We start from the raw sequence: 25,227 nt of genomic DNA, 5'->3' as shown, positions 1-25,227 counted from the left end.
GGCCCGGGTTGACCCTCTTAATTCTGACAAGTCGCACAAGAGCGGGGCGCTTTTCAGGACACGCTACAAGCACATCCATGTGCGCTTGAGTGGGGCCATCCCTGGCCCCACACAGTCCTGAAAAGCGCCCCGCCCTCGTGCTGTTCGGCTGTGGAGTTGGCTTTTCAATTAAAAGCCGCGCGGCACCGTCTGCGCTTCGACAAACTCAAACAGCCCTTCCAGACCACCTTCGCGGCCAATGCCGGACGCCTTCATCCCGCCGAACGGCGCTTCCGGCGTGGGCCCGGTGCCGGTATTCCAACCGCAGTGGCCAAAACGCAGGCCGGCAGCCACGCGCTGGGCGCGCTCGGCGTCACCGGTGAACACGTAAGAGGCCAGACCAAACTCGGTGTCGTTACCGGCCTCGATAACTTCCTCTTCCGTGCGGAACAGCGCCATCGGAACCAGCGGCCCGAAAGTTTCCTCGCGGTAGCAGCACATATCCCGGGTGACGTCGGTAATAACCGTCGGCGGGAAGAACAGACCATCACCCAGATCGCCCGGCTGCTTACCGGCCACCAGGCTGGCGCCCTGCTCAAGCGCGTCTTCCAGATGACGCTTCACTTTGTCGAAACCGGCCTTGTTGATCAGCGGGCCGAGATCGACATCACCGTTGATGCCATCACCCACGGTCATTTTGTTAACGCGCTCGGCGAGTTTTTCGCCGAAGGCGTCGGCCACCTTTTCATGCACGAAGATGCGGTTGGCGCAGACGCAGGTTTGGCCACCACCACGGAATTTGTTGGCAATCAGGTTATCAGCGGCGGCATCCAGATCGGCGTCGTCGAAGACAATGAACGGTGCGTTTCCGCCCAGTTCCAGCGCCAGTTTCTTCACCTGATCAGCGGTGTCCTGAATCAGCTTGCGGCCCACCTCGGTGGAACCGGTAAAGCTCAGCATCGGCACATCCGGGCTTTCGCACAGAACCTTTCCAATCACACTGGCCTTGCCCATCACCAGGTTGACCATGCCATCGGGCATGTCGGTGTGCTGATCCATCAGGGTGAACAGGGCAATCATGGTCAGCGGGGTCTCACTGGCCGGCTTGATCACCGACGGGCAGCCTGCCGCCAGCGCGGCTGACAGCTTCTTGGCGATCATGCCGATCGGGAAGTTCCAGGGCGTGATCAATCCGGTCACACCCACCGGGCGGTAGTGAACCGTCCAGGTGCAGTCTTTCGGCTTTTCCGGAATGGTGTGGGCGTCCAGCGCCTGGATGTGCTTGGAGCAGTAATCGAAGAATCCCGCTGCGTAATCCACTTCACCCTGGGCTTCCTGCAACGGCTTGCCGTGTTCCATGCACAAAATCCGGCCGACCTCTTCCCGGTTCGCCTTCAGCGCATCCCGAATGTCCTCCAGCCACTTGCGGCGGGTTTCAATGGAGTACGGGCTGGTCAGGCGCAAAGCCGACTTGCCAGCAGCAACGGCATCTTCCACCTCGGACTCGGACATGGAAGCTACTTTTGCAATCACATCGCCCGTCGCCGGGTTGTACACATCAAAGGTGTTGCCCTGTACATTGTCTGTCCAGCGACCGCCGATGTAGCCATTGAGCTTTTCCAGCAGTGGTGACTCGATCATTTTGGCTCCTCTTCTGTCAGTAGCCATATCCCCTGCGGGACACAGTTGCGTAGGTTGAATATGTCTTCCATAGTGGATGCTGAATCACTGGCTGTAAAGTCGATGGCCGGGCTTTTGATCGCTCTCTGATGCGCCTATGCTCAGGGGCTTGTAGAACCAAGGAGATCGGATAATGAAAGCGTTTTTCCATCCCGCTCAGGATCAGCATATTCCGCAGACCTACTTTACCCGCGGGCAAATGCGCCAGCCTCAAGAAGTACCGGATCGCACCGGCCAGATGCTGGAAGGCCTGAAAGAAATGGGGATTCCGGTTCTGCAGCCGGCCGATCAGGGTGCCGCCCCGATCTCCAAAGTGCACGACCTCGGCTATCTGCGCTTTCTGGAGTCCGCACACCGGCGCTGGATGAAGATGGACGACTGGGGCGAAGAAGTGATCTCCAACATCTTTGTGCGATCACCGAACCACCTGACCGGCATCCTGGCCGAAGCCGCCCGCTACCAGGCCGACGGCAGTTGTCCGATTGGCGCCAACACCTGGCACGCCGCCTACTGGTCTGCACAAACCGCTCTCGGCGCCGCCGACGCCCTGATTGCCGGCGATCGCACCGCCTACGCGGTGTGTCGCCCGCCGGGTCACCATGCCCGTAGAGACGCCGCCGGCGGCTTCTGCTACCTGAACAATGCCGCCATTGCCGCTGAACACCTGAAGACCCGGTTCCCGCGCATTGCCATCCTCGATACCGACATGCACCACGGCCAGGGTATCCAGGAGATTTTCTACGATCGCAGTGACGTGCTGTACATCTCGATCCACGGCGACCCGACCAATTTCTACCCGGTGGTAACCGGCTTTGAAAACGAACGGGGCGAAGGCGACGGGTTCGGTTACAACATCAACATGCCCATGCCACACGGAGCGTCAGAAGAGGATTTCTTCGACAAGCTGGACGAGTCACTGGCGGCAATCAAACTGTACCAGCCCGACGTGCTGGTGCTCGCGCTGGGCTTCGATATCTACCAGAACGACCCGCAAGCGAAGGTTTCGGTCACGTCAGAAGGCTTCTGCCGACTCAGCTCCCACGTCCGCCAGTTGGGTTTGCCAACGCTGGTGGTGCAGGAGGGCGGTTATGATCTGGAAGCGCTCAGCGAGAACGTCCAGCAATTCTTCAAGGGTCTGGCCGGCTAACCGGACCAGGCGGAGAGAGGGAGTTCAGCTCCAAGGGCTGAGTTAAGGCGTCAGGAGGCGGGCGCGTATACCTTGATGTTGGCGTGCCCTTCAGCCTTCAGATGGCCGGCGTGCATCCGGCTCATGGCCCCGCGATCGCAGTACAACAGGTACTGGCGGTCGTGGGGCAATTCCGCAACTTTCTGATTCAGTTCATAAAACGGAATCTGCATGACCTCGTTATTGGTGAGCTTCAACGGTGACTGCTCGCCCTCGAATGGGTGACGGACGTCGATGATCACATCTTCCACTCCCGGCGTTTCCACCAGCTCGACATCTTCTGGAGTGGTGGTGGTATCCAGCAGGCGGCTGATGGCCGTTTCTTCACGGGCCTCGACCGCACTGGCCAGAACCGCCGCGTCCATCTCTTCCTCATCCGCTTCGACTTTGTGCAACTTGGCGCGAGTCGCCGGCTTCTGGGAAATCACCCCACAGTACTCCGGCATGTTGCGGGCGAAGGACTCAGTGCCGATCTCGCGGGCAATGTTGATGATGGTTTCCTTGTCCATGGACACCAGCGGGCGCAGCACCACCTCGTCACTGGCACGATCCACCACATTGAGGTTGCTCAGGGTCTGACTCGACACCTGGGCCACCGCATCGCCGGTCACCAGGCCGATGGCGTTGTTCTTTTTTGCAATCTCAGCGGCCGCCTTCAGCATCTGGCGCTTCAGCACCACACCCCAGTGGCGGTGATTGACGGAGCGCATGATTTCCGCAATCACGCCTTCAAACGGCACCGAAATAAACTTGGCACTGTGGGAGGCGCCATACTGCTTCCACAGGTAATGAACCACTTGGCGCACCCCAACCTCGTGAGCGGTTCCACCGAGGTTGAAGAACAGAAAGTGACTGCGCAGGCCTCGACGCATCATCAGGTAGGCGGCGACCGAGGAGTCGTAACCGCCGGAAATCAACGTCATCACGGTTTCAACGCTGCCCAGGGGATAGCCGCCAAGCCCGCGATGTTTGCGATGGGCAATGTGGAAGTGGTCATCCTGCACCTCGATCCGCACTTCCACGTCGGGCGATTTAAGGTTCACACCTGCAGCCTCGGAAGCCTGCATCAGGGCCGAGCCGACAATCCGTTCCAATTCACTGGAGCGGAATTTGTGGTCACCGTGCCGACGAACCCGAACCCCAAAAGTCTGCCCTTTCAGGCGCTCTGCAAATGCCTCCACGGCCTTGTCGGCAACGTCATCGAGATCCACGAACGGAAATACGCCGATTTCCTGGATGGTGGAAATACCGGGGATGCGCAGCAATGCGTCCAACACCACCCCGGACAATCCGCGATCATCGGGAAACTCGACCATTACCCGATCCCAGGTGCCCTCGACAACGATAGCGCTATCCAACTGAACGAGCAGCTTTCGGATATTCTGCCGCAGGTGCCGCATCTGCTGTCGGCGAACCGGCTTACTCTTGATGGCGACTTCGGGAGCGGGGCGAATAAGTAATTTCATAATCTGAATATCGTCGAGTGGCGTATAAGGCGGAAAGCACTTAGTCTACCTTTTAATAACCATGCCTCAAAATCAGGCATAGCCGAGACACCGGCCTGTTTGGCAACTATCCCCCGCCCGGCCGGAAACATTCAGGAGCTTTTTCGTTCATGCAAGAACCCACCATCAATGCTTTGGTATCACCAGAAGGCAGCCTCGAAATCCTCTCCAACTATGAGGTTAATCGCCTCAAGGACCGAAGCGAGGGCGGCCTGTACCGATTGTTCCGCCAATGTGCCCTGGCGGTCCTCAACACCGGTGTAGAAACCGACGACTGCAAGGCCCTGATGGAAGCCCACGCCGATTTCGACGTGCACCTGGTCCCGCAGCCACGCGGACTGAAGCTGGAACTGGTCAACGCCCCGGCCCACGCCTTCGTAGACGGCGAGATGCTTCGCGCTATCCGGGAACACCTGTTCTCAGTGCTTCGGGACATCATCTACTCTCACTCTATCCCACAGGCGGCCAGCGGTTTCCGCCGGGACGACCCTGAGGACCTGACCAACCTGGTTTTCCATGTGCTGCGCAATGCCCGGGTACTGGAAGCCGGACGCCAGCCCGATCTGGTGGTGTGCTGGGGCGGCCACTCCATCAGCCACGACGAGTACCAGTACAGCAAGGAAGTGGGACACCAACTGGGACTGAGAGCGCTGAGCATCATCACCGGTTGCGGCCCCGGCGCGATGAAAGGTCCGATGAAAGGCGCCACCATTGCCCACGCCAAGCAGCGCGTGAAAAACGGACGCTATATTGGCATCACCGAACCCGGCATCATTGGTGCCGAAGCGCCGAACCCGATCGTCAACGAACTGGTGATCATGCCCGACATCGAGAAACGCCTGGAAGCCTTTGTTCGCTGTGGCCACGGTGTCATCGTATTCCCCGGCGGCGTAGGTACGGCCGAGGAAATCCTATACCTGCTCGGTATCCTGCTGCATCCGGATAATGCTGATCTGCCGTTCCCGGTCGTCTTTACCGGTAAGCAGGAAAATGCGGAATACTTTGAAATGATCGACAAGTTCATTCGTAACGCTCTGGGCGACGAAGCGGCCAAGAAGTACGAGATCATCATTGACGATCCGGTGCGGGTAGCCCAGACCATGAAGAAGGGCATGAAGGATGTGGAAACCTTCCGGCGGGCCATGCAGGATGCGTACTACTTCAATTGGATGCTGAAAATTGATCCAGTGTTCCAGATGCCCTTCCACCCCAACCACGAAAATATGCGGGCATTGGAATTGCATCGTGACCAGCCCGTGCACCTGATTGCCGCAAACCTGCGCAAGGCGTTCAGCGGCATCGTCGCTGGCAACGTGAAAGAAGACGGAATTCGTCAGGTGCAGGCCAAGGGGCCGTTTGAAATTTCCGGCGACCCGACCCTGATCAAACCGCTCGAAGCGATGTTGGACCAGTTTGTAGCCCAGAACCGGATGAAACTACCCGGCGCCTCGGCCTACGGCCCCAGCTATCGCATTGTCAGTGGGGCGGCCTGAACCGCCTCACTGACCGTTAAGCAGCCTACGGTGGAGCGGTTTTATTTACCGCCGTCCGCCGGCAGGCTGGCGTAATAGGCCGCCAGGTTGGCAATGTCAGTATCGCTCAGTGCCGCGGCCTGGCCCTGCATGATGGCAGCCTGACCACCGGTGCGCTGTTTGTTTTTATAGGCCTTGAGGGCAGCAACCAGGTACTGCTCATTCTGGCCCGCCAGGTTCGGGTAAGTCGGAATCTGGGCAATGCCATTCTGGCCATGGCAGGCTGCACATACGGCCGCCTTGGCCTTACCGGCGGCAGCATCGGCCGCAGTGGCGATGCCCGGAATGGCGGCGCTGAATGCAAAAATTCCCGCAACGGCGTAGTGTTTCAGTCCCATTGTCTTTACCCTCTCTTCATCGTTTTTGGTATTTTCCCACCCGAAGTGGATACTGGCTTGAAAACCCGTTGTGTTCTTATAACACAGAGCACGGCCCAGCCAAATGCATTAGGTGGATAGCTTTAGCGCCCAGATGATTCTCGAACACCGGAGACCCCCTCAATGTCCATAGCGGTTCAGGAAATTGAATGCCTGGAAGGTCGAATTGGCCTGCTGACACTGAATGCCCCCGACTCACTCAATGCGCTCTCAGAGGCCATGGTCAATGACCTCCAAAGCGCGCTGGACCAATGGGCTGAGGACGATCAGATCTGCCTGGTTGTGCTTCAGGGTGCCGGGGAGCGGGCGTTTTGCGCGGGTGGCAACATCCGAAATCTGTACAGCGCCATTCGTGGCGCCGGAGAACCAGACGCGCCGGCACGGTTTTTTACCCGTGAGTACCGACTGATCGACAGCCTGCACCGGTTCCCGAAACCAGTGGTAGGCGTGGCCCACGGCGCGGTCATGGGTGGTGGTCTCGGGCTGTTGTCCGCCTGCCGATACCGGCTGGCGACACCGGATGTCACCATGGCCATGCCCGAAATCTCGATTGGACTGTTTCCCGACGTTGGCGCCAGCTGGTTTCTGAACCGACTGCCGGGGCGAATTGGTCTGTTCATGGGCCTGACCGGGGCCCGATTGAACATCACCGACAGTATTCGAATTGGCCTCGCCGACATGGTGTTGTTGCCGGAAGACCGGGATCTCATGATTGGCACCTTGCAGGACCAACGCTGGACCGGCCAGGCAGCTGCAGATGACAACCGTCTGTTCCGGCTGTTGAGCCAGATGCATGCTCCGGACTACCGCAGTCTTCAGCGCAGCAATCTGGAGCAGCACGAACAGCACATTGCCCGCCTGAGCGCCGGCAACGAACTGCCGGAGATTGTCGACCAACTGCTGTCAGCGGAAATTGATAGCGAATGGTGGAATGCCTGCATGAGCAATCTCCGCGGCGGGTGCCCGGTTACGGCTTGGCTGGTGTGGAGCCAACTCCAGAAAGCCCAGCAGATGTCATTCAAGGATGTGTTGCGCATGGAACTGGCGATGGCGATGGAATGCACTCGGCGTCCGGATCTGCCGGAAGGCATCCGGGCGCGACTGGTGGACAAGGATCAACGACCAACCTGGTCGTACAACTCGGTTAGCGACGTGCCCGCCGAGGTAGTGGAGGCACACTTCCAGCCGGAATGGGACGACCAGACCGACCCCATGCAGCTCGGCTGAGACTTAGTGCCTGGCGCCCGCCTGGACCAGCAGCATATCGAGATCCTGGCTGTTGTTGGCCCGGGCAACATCCAGCGCAGTTCGGCCTTCCGGCGACCGGTAATTCACATCAGCGCCTGCGGCCAACAGCATTTCTGAGGTCAGCAGGTCACCACTGGCAACAATCTTCATTAGCAACGATTCACCGCCCTGACTGACATTAACGTTCGCCCCCGCCGCCAGCAGCACCTTCACCACGGACAAATGGCCCTGCTCAGCAGCACGCATGACCGGGGTATAGCCATCGGCGTCGCTGGCGTTTACCTGGGCCCCGGCCGATAACAGCAATTGAACCAGACGCCGACTCCCCTGCACCGAGGCCACCATCAACGGCGTCTCGGCCCCTGCCGCGGCCAGATCCGGCGCTGCTCCCTCAGACAGCAGATACCAGACAATCCGATCCTGCCGGGCTTCAACCGCAGCAATCAGTGGCGAGCCGCTTTCGGTCAGCGTATTGAGAGATTCACCTGCTTCAGTCAGTGCCACCACCCGATCCAGGTTTCCGGAGGCGGCTGCCGCCATTAACGGCGTGGCGGCAATGGTGGCGGTTTCATGGTTCAGGTTGGTCGGTTCAACGGAGGTGGCGCAGCCGGACAGCCAAGCCAAGATCACAACACAGGACAACAACAGACAGCGGGAGTAGCCGGTTCCCTTGGCCATAACAAACGGTCTCAATCGGTTTGGAGTGAGCCTATTCTGGCCAGCGGCGCAGCAGAATTAAATCGAGCGGGTCACAACTCCGGGCCGTTTTTCAGAAGTTGACGAACCACTGCCCGCAGTCGACCTTCTCCATCGCGCTGACCCAGACACAGGCCCTGCCCCTGCAACATTTGCCAGCTCTGCTGTTGCAGAACTGCGGCAACCCACAACTGCAACTCGTCATGGGATTGCAGCCAGGAGGCCACACCCGGCACAGCAAAGACCTTACGCAACACCGGCAACGAGAGCAGAAAGCCACGATGGCCATGGGCAAAACTGTGCAAGTCCCGCCGATCATCGTCACTGAGGCGACCGGTGGCCGGCAATTGGGCGCTCAGGGCTGCCGCCAGCCGGGCATTCAGCGCCGGCCAGGCCAACGGCAACAGGGTTGGCCAGTGCTCAGCCAGGCGTTGCTGCAGACGTGCAACCAGCTCCTGCCCTGCAGCACTGAGGCCGTCCAGCATCTGTAATGGGTACTCGCCACTGCTAGCTTCCTGGTTCAGGCCCAGGCGCACCGGGACCAAATCGCAGGCCCCCCAGAACTGCAGCAATTCCTCACTGCCACCAAAGCTGGAGCCAACCGTATCCAGATCTTCCTGCACGGCTGCCTGCCTTGCCGCCTTCACCAACCGGCGGCCAACACCCAGCCGGCGAGCCTGGTCGGCCACGGCAATCCGGGTGATTCGCAGACAATGCTGACTGGCTGCTTCCGGGAACCCGCTGTGACTGGCCAGCGATTGCGGCAACAGGTGACCACGAAGACGTCGCTGGCCCAGAGTTACCTGTTCCGCCAGTTCAGGGCTGAGGCCACCCTCAATAACACCCCAGAGAATACCCACGGTTGTGTTGGCCACCCGGGCGCGCCAACTGCGCACAGCTGCAGCATCCAGCCATTGCCGGAGATCCGCGGGCGTGGTGCGGTAGTGCGCGTCCACCAACAACCCGAACGCCTCCGACAACTGTTGATCGTCCAACTGCCGGGGCACAAAGGGTTCGATAATGACGTCGGCTGCGTCCACGGTCTCGGGCGACAGCTCAGGACTTTCAGCCGCCAGCAGGAACAGGCGGGAGATTAACGGTTCCAAGGCATCGGTGGCGGACCAGCGAATGGGTGCACTGAGCGTCAGCGCTTGCCAGTGCGGTGTTTCCCGATCCAGAACCTGCCGAAAACGAATAGCAAAACCACGACCGGCGCCTTCATAGCCGTGCACGGTGGAGGAAAAAGCCACCCGAGGCCAACCCAACAGAACCTGCTTCAACAGCGCCGCCGGCAGGGCTGCCGCCTCATCTACCAATACCACCTCGGCTTCCGGCTTCTCAGCCAAAAGATCCCTAACCGCCAGGAACCGCAGGCTGCCACCAGCACAGGTCTCCAGCGCGGACTCTGACGCCGTGAGGATATCGTCACCAAGGCCGTGCTGGGCGTGACGAAACAGCGTCGCCACATTTTCCCGGGACGGCGCAGTCACCAGAATCTGGCGCCGGCCCTGGCGCAACAATTCGGCCGCGGCCAATCCCAGGGCTGCGGATTTACCGCGGCCCCGGTCGGCGGTGACCACCAGCGGCCGTCGTCGCCGCCCCAGACCGAACCGCACCAGCCGATCAATCAGGTCACGCTGATCATCGGTCGTCTGCACGGAAAATGGCGGATCCGGTTCCGCCAGCACGGGAAGATCAACTGACACCGTCTGGCCCGGGTTCACCCGGATCACCTCAGAGTCAGCCGACAGCAAGTTGGCCATTCGCGCGGCAAAGGGGTGCTCGGGAAGGTCATCCAGACCGGTTCGGGCGTAATCCGGGTCTGGGAACTTCAACCACTCATCCAGCGGCGGCATCAGCCAGAACAGCAGACCGCCCGCTTTCAGCGTGCCCGACAAGGCGGCAAAGGCATCCGGCGGATTTCCGTGCCAACCATCCCAAACCACTACCGAGGACTCACGGCCCAGCCACTGCCGGATTTGTTTGGGAGCCATGGGCGTCAGCGCCGCATCGGGCTGATCCGCTTCCGGACCCACCCAGACACCCGTCTCTTGGGCCAGCGCTGGCAACAGCGTCTCCAGCCAGCTCAGGGCATGAGCGCGCTCACCCTCAATCAGCACAAGACGGCGCTCGCCACGCCGCATCAGCCCACTTTGGAATGACTGCCAGGCGTCGAGTTCCTTAGCCGTGAGCGCACCCGGAGTCATTAACTGAGATCCACCGAATGACGTTTCAGGTCGTTCAATTCACACATTTCCAGCGTTGCCTGATGAGTCGCCCGCAAACGTACACGGGGTGCGGCTCCGGCTTCAAAGGCTTCCTGCCAACGCGCCGCGCACAGACACCAGCTGTCACCTTCCCGCAGGCCGGGGAAACCAAATTCCGGCCGGGGTGTGCTCAGGTCGTTGCCCTTGGCTTTCGAGAATTCCAGAAACGCATCGGTCACCACCGCGCACACGGTATGAAAGCCCAGGTCGTCTGGCCCGGTGTTGCAGCAGCCGTCCCGATAGAACCCGGTTTTCGGATCGGTGCCACAGGTTTCCAGGGCTTCGCCCAGTACGTTGACGGATTCGGCTATTTGCATGGGTTTGTCCTCTATCTCCAGAAGTGAGCAGACTTTTGGTTTGGCTTTCCAAAACTGTGCGGAGCCATGGATGGCGGAGCTCAAGCGTCACATGGACGTGCTTGAGCGGGTTTTGGAAAGCCGAACCAAAAGGCTGCGACAGGTCCCGGAGTTGTAGTTAAATGACTTTGAATAGGTTTTTTCAATTATGCGGGACGGGTACCCGCTCTACCAGTTGGCCAGTACAATACGCCCTATGCCAACCAAACCCCAACACGCCGCCCTCGATCTGCCGGATTTTCTCACCGACGAGCAACGGGCGATCATTACCGCCGGTTACGAGCACTCCGTTATCACCGCCGTAGCCGGAAGCGGCAAGACCTCCACTCTGGCCTGGCGCATTCGCTACCTGCTGCAACAAGGCCACGATCCGGATCGCATGCTGGTGCTGATGTTCAACCGCAGCGCGCGGGTGGATTTCGAGCGCAAGCTCCAGGAGATCTGCCACCAAAGCGGGCTGGCGCTGCCCGAGATTCGGACCTATCACGCCATGGGGTTGCGACTGTACAAACGGTTCGTCCGCGAAGGCTACCTCCCGGGCTTTTCAGACAAGATCCTGACCGAACAGGAGATCAGCTTTCAGGCCTGGCAACTGACCCGGCGCCTGGCTCCCGAGGACCTGGCCGACGAGATCCGCCGCAACAAGAAAGACTTTGTGGAAACCGCCACCGGCTTCATCGATTTGGTGAAGACCACACTATCACCAGCGGAAATTGTGTTCGAAGAGCTGGGTTACGCCGACAAGCACCGCTACCTGATCGACCTGTTCCACAGCTTTGAGCAGTGGCGCAAAAGCCAGAGCCGCATCAGCTACGCCGACATGCTTTATGAGCCGGTGATGGCGATTCACCAGAATCCGCCACTGCAGCGCTTGGTGGGTAACAAGATGGACCTGATCCTGGTTGACGAGTACCAGGACACCAACGAAATCCAGCATCTGCTGCTGCGCTATGTGGCCGGTGACCGGGCCCGGGTCACCGTAGTTGGGGATCCGGACCAGACCATCTACGAATTCCGCGGCGCCAAGCCGGAGTTCATCCTGAAACGGTTCAGTGACGAATTCGAGAGCCCGCTGGAGCAGACGCTCAGCTACACCTTCCGTTACGGTCACCGGGTAGCCCTGCTGGCCAACCATCTGATCTGCCACAACACCGGTCGCAAAGATGTGCTGTGCCACTCTCACCCGTCAACACCCGCCACTGAAGTGGAGCTGCACCGGGTCGACAGTGACAGCGACGCCGTGGTCCGGATTCTGCAGCAGTCACCCGAAGCAAATCTCAGCGACACCGCCATTCTGTTCCGGGTTTGGAGCCAGAGCGTGCCGATTGAGCTGAAACTGCTGGCCCGGCAGATTCCCTACCGCATTGATGCCGGCAAGGGCGCCCTGTTCAGCCGGGAGGTTCAGGCCATCACCTCCGTGCTGATGGTGGTGACCGGCCGACTAAGCAACCTGCCCGACACCGATCGGCTGGAGGTAGCACGACAGTTACTTCGATTCCCGCACGTGGGCCTGAAAGAACCGGAACTGGAACAGCTGGCCCGCTTCCTGTCCGGCTTCGCCAACGACTGGCACGAACGCCTGCTGGCCATGGATTACGATGCCCTGTCACCCATGGCCGGGCGCAAGCTGCGAAAACTGGGTGAGGTGCTGGCCCAGCTACGCGAATACAAAGGCCCGGTAGCAGGCCTGATCAGCGTGTATGCCGAGCACACCGACCTGTATGAAGGCATTCGCAGCCTGGCGTTGACTCACGAGAGCGCCGAAGAACGCATCGACACCGTGCATGGTTTCCGCGAGTACTTGAAAAGCCTGGATGTGGATGCCAATGGCGCCCTGGATCACCTGAAAACACTGAAACAGCAAGCGGGCGAGAACCAGCAGGGCGGTATTCTGCTCTCCACCATCCACCGCACCAAGGGCCTCGAGTGGCCACGGGTGATCATCCCCGGCCTGCAAGAAAAATACCTGCCCTACAGCCCCAGGGCCGAAGACGACGCCCGGGCGATCCTCGAAAGCGAACGGCGCCTGCTGTACGTCGCCATGACCCGCTCCCGCCAGCAGTTACACCTGCTTAGCCGACCGGTGAGCGCCCAACCCCACCTGGAGGGCGATCAGGGCCCCAGCCGGTTTGTCGAAGAATTCTGCTTTGATCTGGCCCACGAACTTGGGCGCCTGCTTGATGAAGGCAACCACAAAACGGACACCTCCATTGAGCTGGCAGCCCCGATCACGCCCGTGAGTCTGCGTTACGCCGAACGGGAGGGTGTGTCCCTGAACGGCACCGAGATCACTCAGGCCGACTCCGTCAGTGTGCTCTGGCATCGAAAACGCCTGAGCCATGCCATCTTCGGCGCCGGCAGCGTGGTCAGCGAAGACGAAAGCGCTTTCGAAGTCCGTTTCGACAATGGTGACACCCTGAACTTCAGCAAGAAGAGTGCCCATCTCTATTTTACGCCTCTGGCCTAAAACGACTTAATCCATACTGCTTTTTATTACGTAAAAATAGTGAGTTACGAGCTCAATCCGGCAGTCAGGCCCTCAAATTTGCGGCAGGTTTGTGCCAGACTGCGCGCGCTTCGCAACGACAAACTCATTTCACAAAATCGGACAGGAGGTTCTGCATGAGCATCATGCGATCATGTGCCATGGCTGCGGTTGCTCACCGCGACCGTTCTTTGATTTCTCAGTTTCCCTTTCAGATTGTTTCTAGCTTTGCGCCAAAGGCCTGAAACAACTGGAACCAATTGGCCCCCTGTTACGTCCTAGTACCGACATAACCCTCAGTGCCAGTTACCTTTTTCTGCTGTACTGACCCGTTTTCCGGATCACCCGGCTTTTCCGCACTTGCGGCTCTTAAATACTTACCCTCATAGGAGGCTCTGCATGAGTATCATGCGATCATGTGCTTTGGCTGCCGTCGCGGCCACTTTGGTATCACCGGCAATGGCTGAAGATCGCCAAGCCACCACCTACATCAACCCATTCGCGGCCTTTCAGTTTTTTGATAACAAGCGTGAACTGAGCGAAACCGGTACGTTTGGTGTTGGCGCTGAATACCGCTTCACCCCGAACTGGGCTGTGGAAGTTCTGTTCTCCCGAGCCAATGCAGACCGCGAGGGCGCGCTCGGCTCGTCCGATTTCGAAGAAATCCGACTGGACGGCACTTACTACTTCGCTGGCCCAGAAGAGGCCTGGAACCCGTACCTGTCAGCCGGTGCCGGACACGCCGATTTCGGCAACGACTCAGCCGCGCCAAGAACATCTGGCAGCAACCACGACGAGAGCCGCGTCAACGTAGGTGCCGGTGTCCGCTACAACATCACCGACGCCCTGTCTCTGCGTGGTGACGTGCGGAAATTCCACGGCATCGACGACAGCACTTTCGACGCCCAGATTTCCCTGGGCCTGAGCTTGGCCTTTGTGCACGCCTCACCGGCTCCCGCTGATGCAGACAACGACGGCGTTGCCGACAGCTCAGACCAGTGCCCAGGCACCCCGGCCGGTGCCAAAGTAGACCGGACCGGCTGCCAGCTGGATGGCGATCAGGATGGTGTTGTTGACGCCCGTGACGCCTGCCCCAACACCCCCCGCGGTGCAAAAGTGGATGGTCGCGGCTGTGAACTCGACAGCGACAACGACGGCGTTGTGAACAGCATCGACGAGTGCCCGAACACCACTGCTGGCGCCAAGGTGGATGCCAAAGGCTGTGAAGGCATCACCAAGACCATCGAGACCTTCGAAATCGAAGTACAGTTCCCGCTCAACAGCGCCGAAATCGGTAACTCCTACGATGACGAAATTCGCCGGGTTGCGGACTTCCTGAAAGCCAACCCTGAAACCATCGTTGAAATTGCCGGCCATTCCGACAGCACCGGTGCCGCAGCCTACAACCAAAAGCTGTCGCAGCTTCGCGCCGAAGCCGTCGCCGCACGCCTGACCGATGCCCTCGGAGTTAACCCCGCACGCGTCAGCGCCACGGGTTATGGCGAAGCACAGCCCGTCGCCTCTAACGACACTGCCGAAGGCCGTGCTACCAATCGCCGCGTCGAGGCTCGTATCAAAATTAAGCAGTGATTCACCGAATACTGCTGCAGTAACGAAAAAGGCGCCCTCATGGGCGCCTTTTTATGAGCGGCTCAGCCGCACGCTTGCTTCACCTTGTCCCGGAAATCTTTCCGAAGCCGTTCGTTTTCTTCTTCGGTGGCGTAAACCCGGTCACCGTTCTCGTCTAAACCATAGAACGTGGAGATCCGCGCCATGTTCTTTAGCTGAGCCCGCATCCTGGTGCATAAATCCGCCTTCTTGGCTGCCTGCTCTGCTGCTTTCGCCTGATCCACCTGACGCGCTTCCCGATCCTTTTGCTGTTCTGACAGGAAATCCTGCATGCGTTGCTGACGCTCTTTAGCCGAGGCGTCGTTGCTGACCGGAGGCGGAGCAACTTTAACCTTCTTAGGCGCGACTTCAGCCGGCGGCTGATCGCCGAAGTGAGTGTTTCCGTCGGCATCCACCCACATGTACACACTTGCGTGAGCTACAACTGGCAATAGCGCTAGCAAGATCAACGACATCCATTTCAAAACCATAACTTCCGTATACCCCCTTCTAACCCAACAAGAATCTAACCAGCCTCTGCTGCAAAAACTAGTTATACCACGATATCTTGACTGTAGATGGTCACCATAAAGTGGTCGGGAAGGTCGCAAAGCGAACACTCGGGCGGATAGAACAATACATTTCTGCCGCGAAATTTAGACCTTTTTAGCATGGTCCTCAGTAACGGAGGAGAACCCGTCGAGGGTAAAGATGAGGTCGACCATTAATGTCGACCTTTAAGTCAGTCCGCCCAAGAAGCAATATGTCACCGCTAGTTTAGGGTCAGTCAATTAAAAATTTTCGACGAAATAATTTTTGTTCTTCCAATCCACTAGAACGACCTTCTTTAAATTCAGGGACAGGACGGGTTCCTGCGTAACCATCCCCGGCATGTTCATCTGTTTCATGGCCGATGCCATTTTCTCGTAGTTACCCGACATCCGAGCGCTTTGCTCTCCATCTGTCGTGAGCGTCTTTTTCATGCCTGCACTGTCAATGTCTGCGAGTACGAAAACCGACACGTTGTGGAAGTCTCTCATTACGGCATCAACCTGCCGCGCCTTCGCTTTCGGCACCTGAACATTTGCTGCCTGATCAAGACGAATAGTCAGCATGTTGATCTTTGAAGCTCCACTCGCCCCTGAGAAAAAACCACCGGAAGCTCCACATTTCCCCTCAACGTTGATTCGATACGTCCCGCAAGCACTGAAGAAAAGTTCTTGATCGAGAACATTGAAAGAACCGGTTTCGAAATTGTAATCCGTGTTGTGTTCATCAATGCGTGCGGCAAATAAGATGGTTGAGCTGTCCACCATTGCTGCCTTAGATTCTTCGAGGTTTGGCTTAAAAGAAGCCAATATGTCCTGCTTGTCAAATGCGTTTTCGGTCCGGAAATACGCGATGTTGTGGTTTTTTATAAACGTTTCAATATTTTTGAGTTCCCCTGCCGCATGGGCGTACCGAAGATATGGTGATGGCGGCGTCCATCCCATGTTGCTTGGCAAACCAAGCGGCTGTAACTCCTTGTCGAGACTCCTTTTAAAGGCCGGATCTGCGTCCTCGATTGGGTTGTGGTAAACCTCTTCCAGGCTGGTTTCTACCTGCTGCTCAATCTCCCCTCTAATCTGCTTCTTGAAGTCCTCCATCGGATTTGCGGTGGCGTAGCCGCTCCATAGGAGGCTTAAAACTGAATAGGTGGAGAGAGTTTTCAAAAAGGCGAGGTTCATACAGCGATCCTTATTAGATGTTCTAGAGGGCGTCATTTGGTATATCTTCATGGGGTTCTACCCCCCTTAATACGACAAAGAGCCAGACAGTCAGTCTGACTCTTCAATCTTTCTAGTCTAGACATCAGAGATTCTGAAACAGGCGTTCTGTCAGCTTAATTGCTTTCAAATGTCTCTAAAACTCCGGTTCTATTCCTATCCTTATAAAAAGTAACCTTCGTAAGCTGAGCAACTAGGTCTCTCGGATTTGTCTTTGTTTCAATGATGACAAATTCCATTTTCGCGTTGATTGATCTATCGACACTACCATAACTGCTCTTTCGGGAATTCAGGAAGCTCTTCGCCAGCTCTTTATTCATCTTCAAATCACCGATCATTTCTGGATTATCGAAGAACACTCTATATGTCGAGGGAAAAGATTTGCTGTTATATCGACTTTCGCTAAAATATGCGCTCTCTCCAATTGACTCCACAGGAAAAATTCCATTGCTGAAGTCATATTCGCCAAAATCGAAAGATGTATTAATGACAAAAGCTTCTCCAATATCGAATGAGTCTATCCTTGACTTCATTATTTCTTGAGTTTCGTCTCTCTTATCTTGTAATTCGAACTCATCGTTCCTGTAACGGTCCCACACGTCGTTTCTGTAGATATACATGTATGAGTCAACATTTGCTTCATAATCGAACGCTGGCTGCAACTTAGCGGACGCCAACATTAGGTTAGTCCAGTTAAACTCATGCCCGAAGACCCCTTGTGAAAAGACGACAAGGCTAGCAAAAACGGCAATACCTAAATTTTTCATATAGTTAACCTCTATTAATTTTCGCTCATGTTACTCTACCTAACATTTTTCAGTCACGTCTCGTGGGTAAAAATTTGTAATATATGTCAACGGATGCCTTACCAGATAAAACCAACGCCTAAACGGCCTCGTGAGGCGCACGCCCTTGTTAGGCCAGGCGATACTTTTATCCGGTACGACTCTTGTCGCTAAGAATTAGAACACCGCATGAGCCTGATTTGAGCGCTTTTAAGGTGAATTTCCCCCACGACAATGGCGGCCTTAGGCCGCGTATCGATGTGTCTTGTCAATGACCAGTTGCCCGGCGGTTTATCCTTAGCACCCAAACCAGAATACTGTCGGCAATACAGCTTGCTCTGACCCTAGCCCATGGCACAAGGAACCAGAACACGAAGCTCTCAGGTTTTGCAGTGTTATACGGGAAAGCAAGCTGGACCTAATTCAGGGTCAGTAACAGACCTTACTGGGAAGCAGTTGGATTAAAGGCCGGGGGCAGGTCGGTCAGCCCTTTCGACCGTTTGCCAGGTTCCTAAAGAATTATATTTTGTTCTCTTCAGAGGTGGGATAAACGCCAGAAATATGCGGGGCCGTTAATGTTCGCTTTTGTTTAAAAGCTTGATATCAAAACTTGCAGATGGAAATCCATATTCTGGATGAGTACGGTCAACTTAAGCTGGTCGGGCCAGCGTGCCGTTTCACTACCATTTTTCTATGTCGGCAAACAGGATCGCCCAAAACTCCTGACTAACGCGAGCGTACATTATCCGTTCCGGCGAAACCGTGGTTGTATGATCAAAAACTAGGCTATCTGCTGCTCGACTATACAAAATCTGTTTCAGAGTGCGTCCCAATGTTTCTAATGACTATAAGCCCTTGATAGTCTGTTTGCTTGATCATCAATCAACGCTCAACAGCACGGTCGATTCAAAAAAGTATGAACTCCTTTCTGCTGACAACATTTTTTTTCAGCTTACTTTTCATCACAGCCCAAGCCCTTGCCTCTGATGGCAATTCTATAAAACTAACATCATCAGGCATTTGCCATACCAAGGAGAGCCCTTACTTCGATCGAATCAAGAATTTCGAAGCGTTCAGTTCGATCACCGAATGCTTGGACTCGGGAGGCCGGGTACTCAAAACAAGTGGCAAGGCTCTACAAACTAATTTCCAAGAATATCAGCGTTCGATGTTCGGTCATGGCTGGGCAGACACAGATGGCGACTGCCAGAACCAACGAGCTGAGGCTTTAATAAACGCTTCTTCTCTTCCCGTTCGGTTCGCAAACTCTGATAAATGTCGTGTAATTACTGGCAGGTGGATAAGTCCATTCACTGGCGCCGTTATTCAAAATTCATCAGAAATAGACATTGACCATGTCGTACCTCTCGCCTGGGCATGGAGACACGGCGCTGACGAGTGGCCTCAAGAAAAGAGGGAAATTTTTGCCAACGATCCAGTGAACCTTTGGCCAGTCGAGGCAAGCCTGAATCGGAGTAAAGGCGGCTCCGGACCTGACGAGTGGTTACCTCCCGAAAACCAATGTCAGTATGTCGCGAGATTCTTCAGGATTACAAAAATCTTTAACCTGAGTGTCTCGGAGAGTGAATACAAGACTTTCAGGCTGTTGCTCAGTAAATGCTCCTGAAAGAACTCTCAGAAAAGGCGTCAGTTCTCTCCCTGACTAGTCACACCACTTGGCAGGTGTCGCGATCACCTGGCATCCATGCCGGTTCTGACCTCAGTTATCACCAAGACCGAGAGCAAGGTATCACCCTTCGAAAAAGAAAAACGTGATTTAGCGCAGAAGCTGATACCTGCTCTGTCGAAAAGGGCAGGCTTACCGCCTTTTCGGCGTCCAAGCCCAGATCATCTCAATTTCGATCGGCTCTTTGCCTTCGCTGTCGTGGATCGTGACCGGCACGGACACGTCGCCCTTGTCCTCGGTGCGCATGCGTTCGCGCTGCTCGTCGGTGAGGTGCGCCTGCACGGTCATGTCGCCTTTGGCGCGACGGGTGTATTCGGCGCTGGCGGTCTTGATCACGGGTACCTTGTCGTCTGGCACATTCAGGCCTACCAGAAAACCGGTTGCTGACTCGGCCAGCACCAGCGATGCCACCGCGTGTACGCCGCCGATGTGGTTCTGAACCCGGCGCTTGTTGGCAAGGCTGATCACGCAGCGCTCTTGGTCAAGGGACTCAATACGGATACCGGTTGTGCCGGTGAAAGGCACCACTTTGCCAAAAAACAGGGTTAGGGCCCTGGATCGGGCGAAATCAGGCAGGCGATTGATTTTACTAACTATTCCAGACAACTTGTTGGCATTGGCCATAAACGGCACTCCCCTATCCAATTTTTTGGCTGGGGACAATACCCCATTCGTCGGAGGAAAGGAACGTTTGGCCAATGACGTTGGCCCCTGCGGTGGCTATACTCGGCCAAACTCTTTTTGCAGCCAAGGCTTTCCCACAAGGAGATTGAGATGAGCGACCTGAAAACCCAGTTTGACGAAGCGGTAAACTACATCCAGAACGCCGAAGGCGATTTTCAGCCTTCAAACGAGATGAAGCTTGAGTTCTACGCCCTCTACAAGCAGGCCACCGAAGGCGACGTTTCCGGCAAGCGCCCGGGCATGATGGACTTTGTTGCGCGCGCCAAGTTCGACGCCTGGGATAAGCTGAAAGGCACCTCCAGCGAAGAAGCAATGCAGCAGTACATTGATAAGCTGAACTCCCTGAAATAACTCCCGCCGCCTGCCCCCCAATCCCGGTCGAATCGACCGGGATTATTTTTTTTGCCAGAAATTTTGCGACGTTCAAACGATTGTCATAAGATGCGCGCACTCTAACAACAAGAACCCACTGGACGCAGTTACTCATGGATGTCACCGAGGCACTTGAACAATCCCAACCCGGCCTGATCGGCCGCGTCAAAAGCGCTATCCGAGAGCAGGATCTGCACCAGCGTGCAGAGCAAACCTATCTGCACTGGATTACCCGCTTTGTGCTTTTCCACGAGCTGAAAGATCCGGAATCTCTGGCCGGGGAAGACCGCCAGCAGTTTCTCACCTATCTCAGTGACCGTATTCAGGTATCGCGAGCACGCCTGAACCAGGCCAGCCAGGCACTGACCTTCTTCTATCAGGACGTACTGGGTAAAACCGAAATCGGCGACACCGCCGCAGCCTGAGACCGCGCGTCTCAGCGCTCAGTCATGTTGATATTCAGAGCATCGTAGCTACGGTTTGCCGGTGGGCGAATGCTGTAGTTATTGCGGTGAATTTGCCCGGGTATGGATTTCGGGTTGCTGAAGCGGATTTCAACGGGAATTTCAGAGCGCCCCAGATCGGTTCGGCTGTCGCGAGGCTGCAAGGCGAGTGGATCCAGATAAAAATCGTCATCAATTGCCGGCGTTACTGGAACACCGGCAGCGGGTGCCGCCAGCCCACCCTCAATTGCGGTGTTCGCAAGCGCGTCTTCTTCGATAGACCGCAGCGGGATGTTTTCGATAGTGGAGCGCTCTTCGTATTCAAAGGCGGTATCAACGAGCGGACTCTCGGCACCAACGCTCACTGGCATGGCGAATAGCGCCAGCCCCCACGCAACAATTCCTGACCGCACGACCAAGCCTCTGACTCCCCCAATTTCCATGCGCCTATCCATGCTCTCAACCCTGACTGTTTCAGCCACCCTGAAGGGCGTGACAACTTTTGATCAGTTTATAGTCTGACCGGGTTGCACGCGCCTCGATTTGACGAATTTGTGACGCTTTTCACCGTCCGGATACGTTCCATGCAGCTGAGGCAAGCTGCGTAACAAAATGAATCAGATCAATTCCTTGGTGTCAGTTTGCTTGGGCCCTAAATGGGACTAAACTGCGGTTTAGCCAGCAATTCTCTATGCCCGGCCTAGGGATCTACCAAACCTCCGGCTGTTTCGTGCACCTGGCTGTTGTTTACAACATAAGAATTGCACCAACAGTTCCAACCCGATTCGTCGTCGCACTGAGGCCCGGTCATGATCCACCCAAGCGGTCCATCTATGTTCAAATTCAGAGCCCGACGGCATCTCGGGGCTTCGGCGCTAGCTTGCCTGGTTGCCTCTGCGTCCGTTTCCGCAAATCAGAACGACGATCCTTTCTGGGACATTTCCCTGGAAGAGCTGGGCCAGATCCGGGTGGTATCGATTGCCTCCGGTTCGGCAACACCTTTGGACAAAGCTGCGGCCATTACGTCTGTTATCAGCGCCGAGGACATCGCGGCGATGGGGGCGACCAATCTGGACCAGGTGCTTGAAACTGTCCCCGGCCTGCACGTGAATCACTCGGATCAGCTATTCACCCCCAGATATGTTTTTCGCGGGATAACCTCAAACTTTAATCCCCAGGCCCTATTACTGATCAATGGCGTTCCAGTCACAACCATGATGTTCGGCAACCGAGGTAACACCTGGGGCGGTATGCCGGTGAAGGCCATCCAGCGTATCGAAGTTATTCGTGGGCCCGGCTCGGCTCTTTATGGCGCCGACGCCTATGCCGGGGTAATCAACATCACCACCAAGAGTGCGCAGGACATTGATGGCGTGATCACCGGTGCGCGTGCGGGAAGCTTTGATACCCAAGGCGCCTGGGTTGAGGCCGCCACCGACTGGAACAACACCGACATCAGCCTGGTTATGGAACAGCAGAGCACCGATGGCTGGCGCCGGTCTGTTAACCGGGATGCCCAAACCAATTTCGATGAAGACTTCGGCACCTCGGCCTCGCTCGCCCCTGGCCCGGTAAACACCGCTGTGGATCAATTCGACGCCCGGCTGGAGATTAACGGCGATCGCTGGGACTTCAGGGCTGGCCTGCAAGACCGCAGAAACCTGGGCACCGGCCCAGGCCTCGCGCAAGCGCTCGATCCCGAGGGCCAGTACCAATCCCAGCGCATCAATATGGATTACAGCTACCGCTGGTTGGAGATTGTTGACGGCCTGGATATCGAATCCCGTATCAGCTATTTCAACTTTACCCAGGAACCGGAAAACGACATCGTGCTGTTCCCTCCCGGGGCCTTTAACGGCGCTTTTCCGGAGGGATTCCTGGGCAGTCCCGGATACAAGGAACGGCAAGTACGGGTTGATCTGAACTCCATCTACAGCAACGTGGAAGACCATCGCATTCTGTCTGGCATTGGCGCCTTCTGGGCGGATCTCTACGATGTCTCCGAGACCAAGAACTTCAACACCGATTTCAGCCCGAAGGGCGAGGTGGTCGACGTCTCAGACGATCCGGATCAGGTTTGGATGCCGGAGGAAGACCGAAAGAACTATTACGCCTTTGTGCAGGACGAGTGGCAATTTGCCCAGAACTGGCAGCTGGTGAGTGGGCTTCGCTACGATTATTACGCCGACTTTGGAGAAACGGTAAACCCGCGGGCTGCGCTGATCTGGGCCACTACTGACAATCTGACCACAAAACTGCTGTACGGCCGGGCCTTCCGGGCCCCCTCACTGAACGAACAGTATGCCGCCAACAACCCGGTTCTGGTGGGCAATGACGATCTGGACCCGGAAACCATCGACACCCTGGAACTTGCCCTCGCTTACCAGGCCACTTCTCGCCTGTATTACGGCATTAACGTCTTCTATTACGAAATAGACGACCTGATCAATGCCGAACCCATTGCCGGCCCGGTTGCCACCCAATATCAGAATTCCGGGAAGCGCAAAGGCCACGGTGGCGAGCTGGAAATGACGTATCAGCTGCTAGATAACCTGAACCTGGCGGCGAACTACGCCTACCAGACAGCTGAAGACCAGGATACCAATAAATCCGTTGGCCAGGCGCCCAATCACCAGGCGTACGCCCGCACAGAATGGCGAGTGGTGCCCACCTGGACCCTCACGACTCAGGTCAACTACGTCGGGGAGCAGAAACGGTCTGCAGCCGATTCGAGGGAGCCGGTGGATGACTACACCACCGTGGACTTCACCGCCCGAACCCGTGGCCTATGGCGCGGTTTTGATATCGCGGTAGCGGTCAGAAATGCGTTTAATGCGGATGTCCGCGAACCCAGCCCCTACTCAGATCCAAGGCCGGAGATCCCAGGCGACTTTCCGATGCCTGGACGATTTGCCTACATTGAAGCCCAGTACCAGTTCTAATCGCCCCACTTCCGTTTAGCCGGCCCGTTGTAAACGATGTTGGTGCAGCGGACCGGAAAAAAGCTGCCCTCCGGCCGATCACGGGCATCCTGGTAACAGGGAATCATGCCCGATATAAAGCAGGGAGTCATAAACAGCTGATATTCCTGACAGTTTAATCCCACATCGGCTGCGAGCCCGGCATGAATAGCAGCCACATTCATTGAAAAGCCGTAGGTCTCGTTCAGGTAAGCGTATACATCCAAGGCTATTTTGAGATGGCGACCGCCATCCAGCCCAAACTCCTTGGCCTTCTCCAGCATGTACGGAACCCGCTCATCGGTATTGGCCAGTGGGCGCCCATAACCAAATAAGGTTCGACCTGCGGCTTTCTCACCCTCGACAAACTCAATGAGGTCGCCCCCTGCGTCGCAGTGCCGCCCTGCCCGGTAAAAGAAATCCAGGGCTCGAACCTCAGGGCGCCGGCCGTAAATCGACGCTTCGGAGACACTCATCCCCGCCATCAATGACAGTGAGGGCGTCGAGCGCACGGTAGCCGCCAGGGCCGTCACGTGGTTGGGCCAGATTGAGGCATCCGAATAGCCGGTGCACACCCAAAAGGTGTTGAGCAGCTTGGCCACGTTCTCTTCAACCTCACGCTCCAGAATGGAGTAGAGATACACCCGCATCCACTCGTGGTCGCCAAGATCCTGATGAAGATCCTTGCCGTGCAGGATCACTCGGTCCGACAGGAAGGCCTTACCTTTGCGGGTTAACCAGTGCTTCTCGGTTTCCAGCAGATTCTTGTGGCTCATTCGCCTGCCCCCTTCTGGTCCTGGCTTTCAGGAAATGCATCCTCTTCGAGTTCGATGGCCGGGCCGTAGAAGGGGAAGTTTTTCCATCCCACGTGTTTTTGCTCCAGGGCATGCACCGCAGCGCCGGGAAGCCTGAGCATCAGGTAGAGCATGCTGCCCTGGTCCTCATCCATGCCCAAATCCACCAATGCCGCGGCAGCCAGTCCACTCATGGCCAGGGGATAGCCAACATGCAGCTCCAGGGCCTGCCGGTTTGCTTTCAGCCAGGCCAGTGCACCATTGGCCGGGGCCAGGCCAGCCAGCAACTCCAGAGATTGCAGGATCGGTGTCGGAGTTGCGTCACCATTGGGATCGAAACCGGGCGCATGCTCCATGGGCAACCAGATGTCGGCGCGCTCGTCATCGGAGGGGTTCAGTAATCGCTTCTGCCATCGGGTGATGTCGAACTGGCATTCCTGCCAGAGCGCCATACAGATCGAGAGCTCCTGGGCGCCTCCGTACTGACCGGCACCCACCGCCAAAGCTGCCATTAGTGCAGAGCTATGGTTGGTTTGGGCAACACCGGCGTTCATGGCGGCCCGAACACTGGCTTCCCGCGGGCCGGGATTGGCGAGCACCATCGCCAGCTTTTCCAGCAACGCAGTATCCGAGTTTTTCGGCCGCTCTCCCTTGAACAACAACAGCAGGTATTCAAACCAGCTGGCGTTGGGAATGACCTCGTTGTGCACATCGTAGCCGCTGCAAAAACTGGCCTTGGCGGCGAATGGATTAGAAGGCTCTGGCTCTTCCAGCCAGATATTGGAGTGGTACTGATACTCTGTTGCCATGCTGATCC

22 protein-coding genes are annotated in these 25,227 nt (G+C 56.7%); 9 read left to right on the top strand and 13 right to left on the bottom strand.

Annotation, left to right across the window (positions count from 1 at the left end):
• Window positions 1–168 precede the first annotated feature (168 nt).
• Entirely contained in the window at window positions 169–1,620 is a 1,452-nt protein-coding gene (locus FGO67_RS03985) for an NAD-dependent succinate-semialdehyde dehydrogenase (protein WP_203299410.1), read from the bottom strand.
• A 172-nt stretch (window positions 1,621–1,792) separates the two neighbouring features.
• On the opposite strand from FGO67_RS03985, the gene FGO67_RS03980 reads away from it, so the two are divergent.
• Window positions 1,793–2,806: a histone deacetylase family protein gene (locus tag FGO67_RS03980; protein ID WP_203299409.1), complete on the top strand. Its 1,014-nt coding sequence runs from the start codon at window positions 1,793–1,795 to the stop codon at window positions 2,804–2,806.
• A gap of 50 nt (window positions 2,807–2,856) precedes the next feature.
• On the opposite strand, the gene thiI is transcribed toward FGO67_RS03980, so the two are convergent.
• Window positions 2,857–4,311 carry a tRNA uracil 4-sulfurtransferase ThiI gene (thiI, locus tag FGO67_RS03975; RefSeq protein WP_203299408.1) on the bottom strand — a complete coding sequence of 485 codons (1,455 nt, stop codon included), beginning with the start codon at window positions 4,309–4,311 and terminating at the stop codon, window positions 2,857–2,859.
• A 149-nt stretch (window positions 4,312–4,460) separates the two neighbouring features.
• Between thiI and ppnN the strand changes: the two genes are divergently transcribed.
• The gene (ppnN, locus tag FGO67_RS03970) at window positions 4,461–5,843 is read left to right on the top strand and encodes a nucleotide 5'-monophosphate nucleosidase PpnN (RefSeq protein WP_238942158.1); all 1,383 of its coding nucleotides are present in this window, start codon (window positions 4,461–4,463) and stop codon (window positions 5,841–5,843) included.
• Window positions 5,844–5,884: 41 nt separating this feature from the next.
• Here ppnN and FGO67_RS03965 read toward each other — a convergent pair whose 3' ends face one another.
• Window positions 5,885–6,220 (bottom strand): c-type cytochrome, encoded by a 336-nt coding sequence (locus FGO67_RS03965; RefSeq protein ID WP_203299407.1) that lies wholly within the window; start codon window positions 6,218–6,220, stop codon window positions 5,885–5,887.
• A gap of 162 nt (window positions 6,221–6,382) precedes the next feature.
• Between FGO67_RS03965 and FGO67_RS03960 the strand changes: the two genes are divergently transcribed.
• A complete protein-coding gene (locus tag FGO67_RS03960; protein ID WP_203299406.1) occupies window positions 6,383–7,486 on the top strand; it encodes an enoyl-CoA hydratase/isomerase family protein in 1,104 nt (367 codons plus the stop codon).
• A gap of 3 nt (window positions 7,487–7,489) precedes the next feature.
• Here FGO67_RS03960 and FGO67_RS03955 read toward each other — a convergent pair whose 3' ends face one another.
• The 3 genes from FGO67_RS03955 to FGO67_RS03945 form a co-directional block, all read right to left on the bottom strand.
• Entirely contained in the window at window positions 7,490–8,185 is a 696-nt protein-coding gene (locus FGO67_RS03955) for an ankyrin repeat domain-containing protein (RefSeq protein WP_203299405.1), read from the bottom strand.
• A gap of 71 nt (window positions 8,186–8,256) precedes the next feature.
• On the bottom strand, window positions 8,257–10,410 hold the full coding sequence (locus FGO67_RS03950; RefSeq protein WP_203299404.1) for a tRNA(Met) cytidine acetyltransferase TmcA: 2,154 nt from the start codon (window positions 10,408–10,410) through the stop codon (window positions 8,257–8,259).
• Window positions 10,410–10,787, bottom strand: coding sequence for a DUF2237 family protein (locus FGO67_RS03945; protein ID WP_203299403.1), 378 nt, complete (start codon window positions 10,785–10,787; stop codon window positions 10,410–10,412). The genes FGO67_RS03950 and FGO67_RS03945 overlap by 1 nt, the downstream gene beginning before the upstream one ends.
• A gap of 187 nt (window positions 10,788–10,974) precedes the next feature.
• Between FGO67_RS03945 and FGO67_RS03940 the strand changes: the two genes are divergently transcribed.
• Window positions 10,975–13,293: an ATP-dependent helicase gene (locus FGO67_RS03940; protein WP_203299402.1), complete on the top strand. Its 2,319-nt coding sequence runs from the start codon at window positions 10,975–10,977 to the stop codon at window positions 13,291–13,293.
• A gap of 417 nt (window positions 13,294–13,710) precedes the next feature.
• Window positions 13,711–14,901: an OmpA family protein gene (locus tag FGO67_RS03935; protein WP_203299401.1), complete on the top strand. Its 1,191-nt coding sequence runs from the start codon at window positions 13,711–13,713 to the stop codon at window positions 14,899–14,901.
• Between the two features lie 62 nt (window positions 14,902–14,963).
• On the opposite strand, the gene FGO67_RS03930 is transcribed toward FGO67_RS03935, so the two are convergent.
• From FGO67_RS03930 to FGO67_RS03920, 3 genes are all read right to left on the bottom strand, one after another.
• A complete protein-coding gene (locus FGO67_RS03930; RefSeq protein ID WP_275297922.1) occupies window positions 14,964–15,395 on the bottom strand; it encodes a DUF4124 domain-containing protein in 432 nt (143 codons plus the stop codon).
• 315 nt (window positions 15,396–15,710) lie between these two features.
• Window positions 15,711–16,646 carry a hypothetical protein gene (locus tag FGO67_RS03925; protein ID WP_203299399.1) on the bottom strand — a complete coding sequence of 312 codons (936 nt, stop codon included), beginning with the start codon at window positions 16,644–16,646 and terminating at the stop codon, window positions 15,711–15,713.
• Window positions 16,647–16,801: 155 nt separating this feature from the next.
• Complete coding sequence (locus tag FGO67_RS03920) at window positions 16,802–17,452, bottom strand: DUF4852 domain-containing protein (protein ID WP_203299398.1); 651 nt, start codon at window positions 17,450–17,452, stop codon at window positions 16,802–16,804.
• 889 nt (window positions 17,453–18,341) lie between these two features.
• Between FGO67_RS03920 and FGO67_RS03915 the strand changes: the two genes are divergently transcribed.
• On the top strand, window positions 18,342–19,097 hold the full coding sequence (locus tag FGO67_RS03915) for an HNH endonuclease family protein (RefSeq protein ID WP_238942155.1): 756 nt from the start codon (window positions 18,342–18,344) through the stop codon (window positions 19,095–19,097).
• A 192-nt stretch (window positions 19,098–19,289) separates the two neighbouring features.
• Here FGO67_RS03915 and FGO67_RS03910 read toward each other — a convergent pair whose 3' ends face one another.
• Window positions 19,290–19,781, bottom strand: coding sequence for a DUF4442 domain-containing protein (locus FGO67_RS03910; protein ID WP_203299397.1), 492 nt, complete (start codon window positions 19,779–19,781; stop codon window positions 19,290–19,292).
• Between the two features lie 150 nt (window positions 19,782–19,931).
• Here FGO67_RS03910 and FGO67_RS03905 point away from each other — a divergent pair, with 150 nt between their 5' ends.
• Together FGO67_RS03905 and FGO67_RS03900 are read left to right on the top strand one after the other, a co-directional pair.
• Window positions 19,932–20,192 (top strand): acyl-CoA-binding protein, encoded by a 261-nt coding sequence (locus FGO67_RS03905; protein ID WP_041342256.1) that lies wholly within the window; start codon window positions 19,932–19,934, stop codon window positions 20,190–20,192.
• 134 nt (window positions 20,193–20,326) lie between these two features.
• A complete protein-coding gene (locus tag FGO67_RS03900; protein WP_203299396.1) occupies window positions 20,327–20,638 on the top strand; it encodes a site-specific integrase in 312 nt (103 codons plus the stop codon).
• Between the two features lie 11 nt (window positions 20,639–20,649).
• Here FGO67_RS03900 and FGO67_RS03895 read toward each other — a convergent pair whose 3' ends face one another.
• The gene (locus FGO67_RS03895; RefSeq protein WP_420844489.1) at window positions 20,650–21,099 is read right to left on the bottom strand and encodes a hypothetical protein; all 450 of its coding nucleotides are present in this window, start codon (window positions 21,097–21,099) and stop codon (window positions 20,650–20,652) included.
• A gap of 390 nt (window positions 21,100–21,489) precedes the next feature.
• Here FGO67_RS03895 and FGO67_RS03890 point away from each other — a divergent pair, with 390 nt between their 5' ends.
• Window positions 21,490–23,598, top strand: a complete 2,109-nt coding sequence (locus FGO67_RS03890) for a TonB-dependent receptor plug domain-containing protein (protein ID WP_203299395.1) — start codon at window positions 21,490–21,492, stop codon at window positions 23,596–23,598.
• Here the strand turns inward: FGO67_RS03890 and FGO67_RS03885 are convergent.
• Window positions 23,595–24,392: a citrate/2-methylcitrate synthase gene (locus FGO67_RS03885; RefSeq protein WP_203299394.1), complete on the bottom strand. Its 798-nt coding sequence runs from the start codon at window positions 24,390–24,392 to the stop codon at window positions 23,595–23,597. The two genes, FGO67_RS03890 and FGO67_RS03885, sit on opposite strands and share 4 nt — an antisense overlap.
• On the bottom strand, window positions 24,389–25,219 hold the full coding sequence (locus tag FGO67_RS03880; RefSeq protein WP_203299393.1) for a citryl-CoA lyase: 831 nt from the start codon (window positions 25,217–25,219) through the stop codon (window positions 24,389–24,391). Before FGO67_RS03880 ends, FGO67_RS03885 begins: the two co-directional genes overlap by 4 nt.
• Between the last annotated feature and the right edge of the window lie 8 nt (window positions 25,220–25,227).

The sequence above is a fragment of the Marinobacter sediminum genome (assembly GCF_016820575.1).
GTDB lineage: Bacteria > Pseudomonadota > Gammaproteobacteria > Pseudomonadales > Oleiphilaceae > Marinobacter > Marinobacter sediminum.
This window is presented reverse-complemented; position numbering and strand designations above follow the sequence as displayed.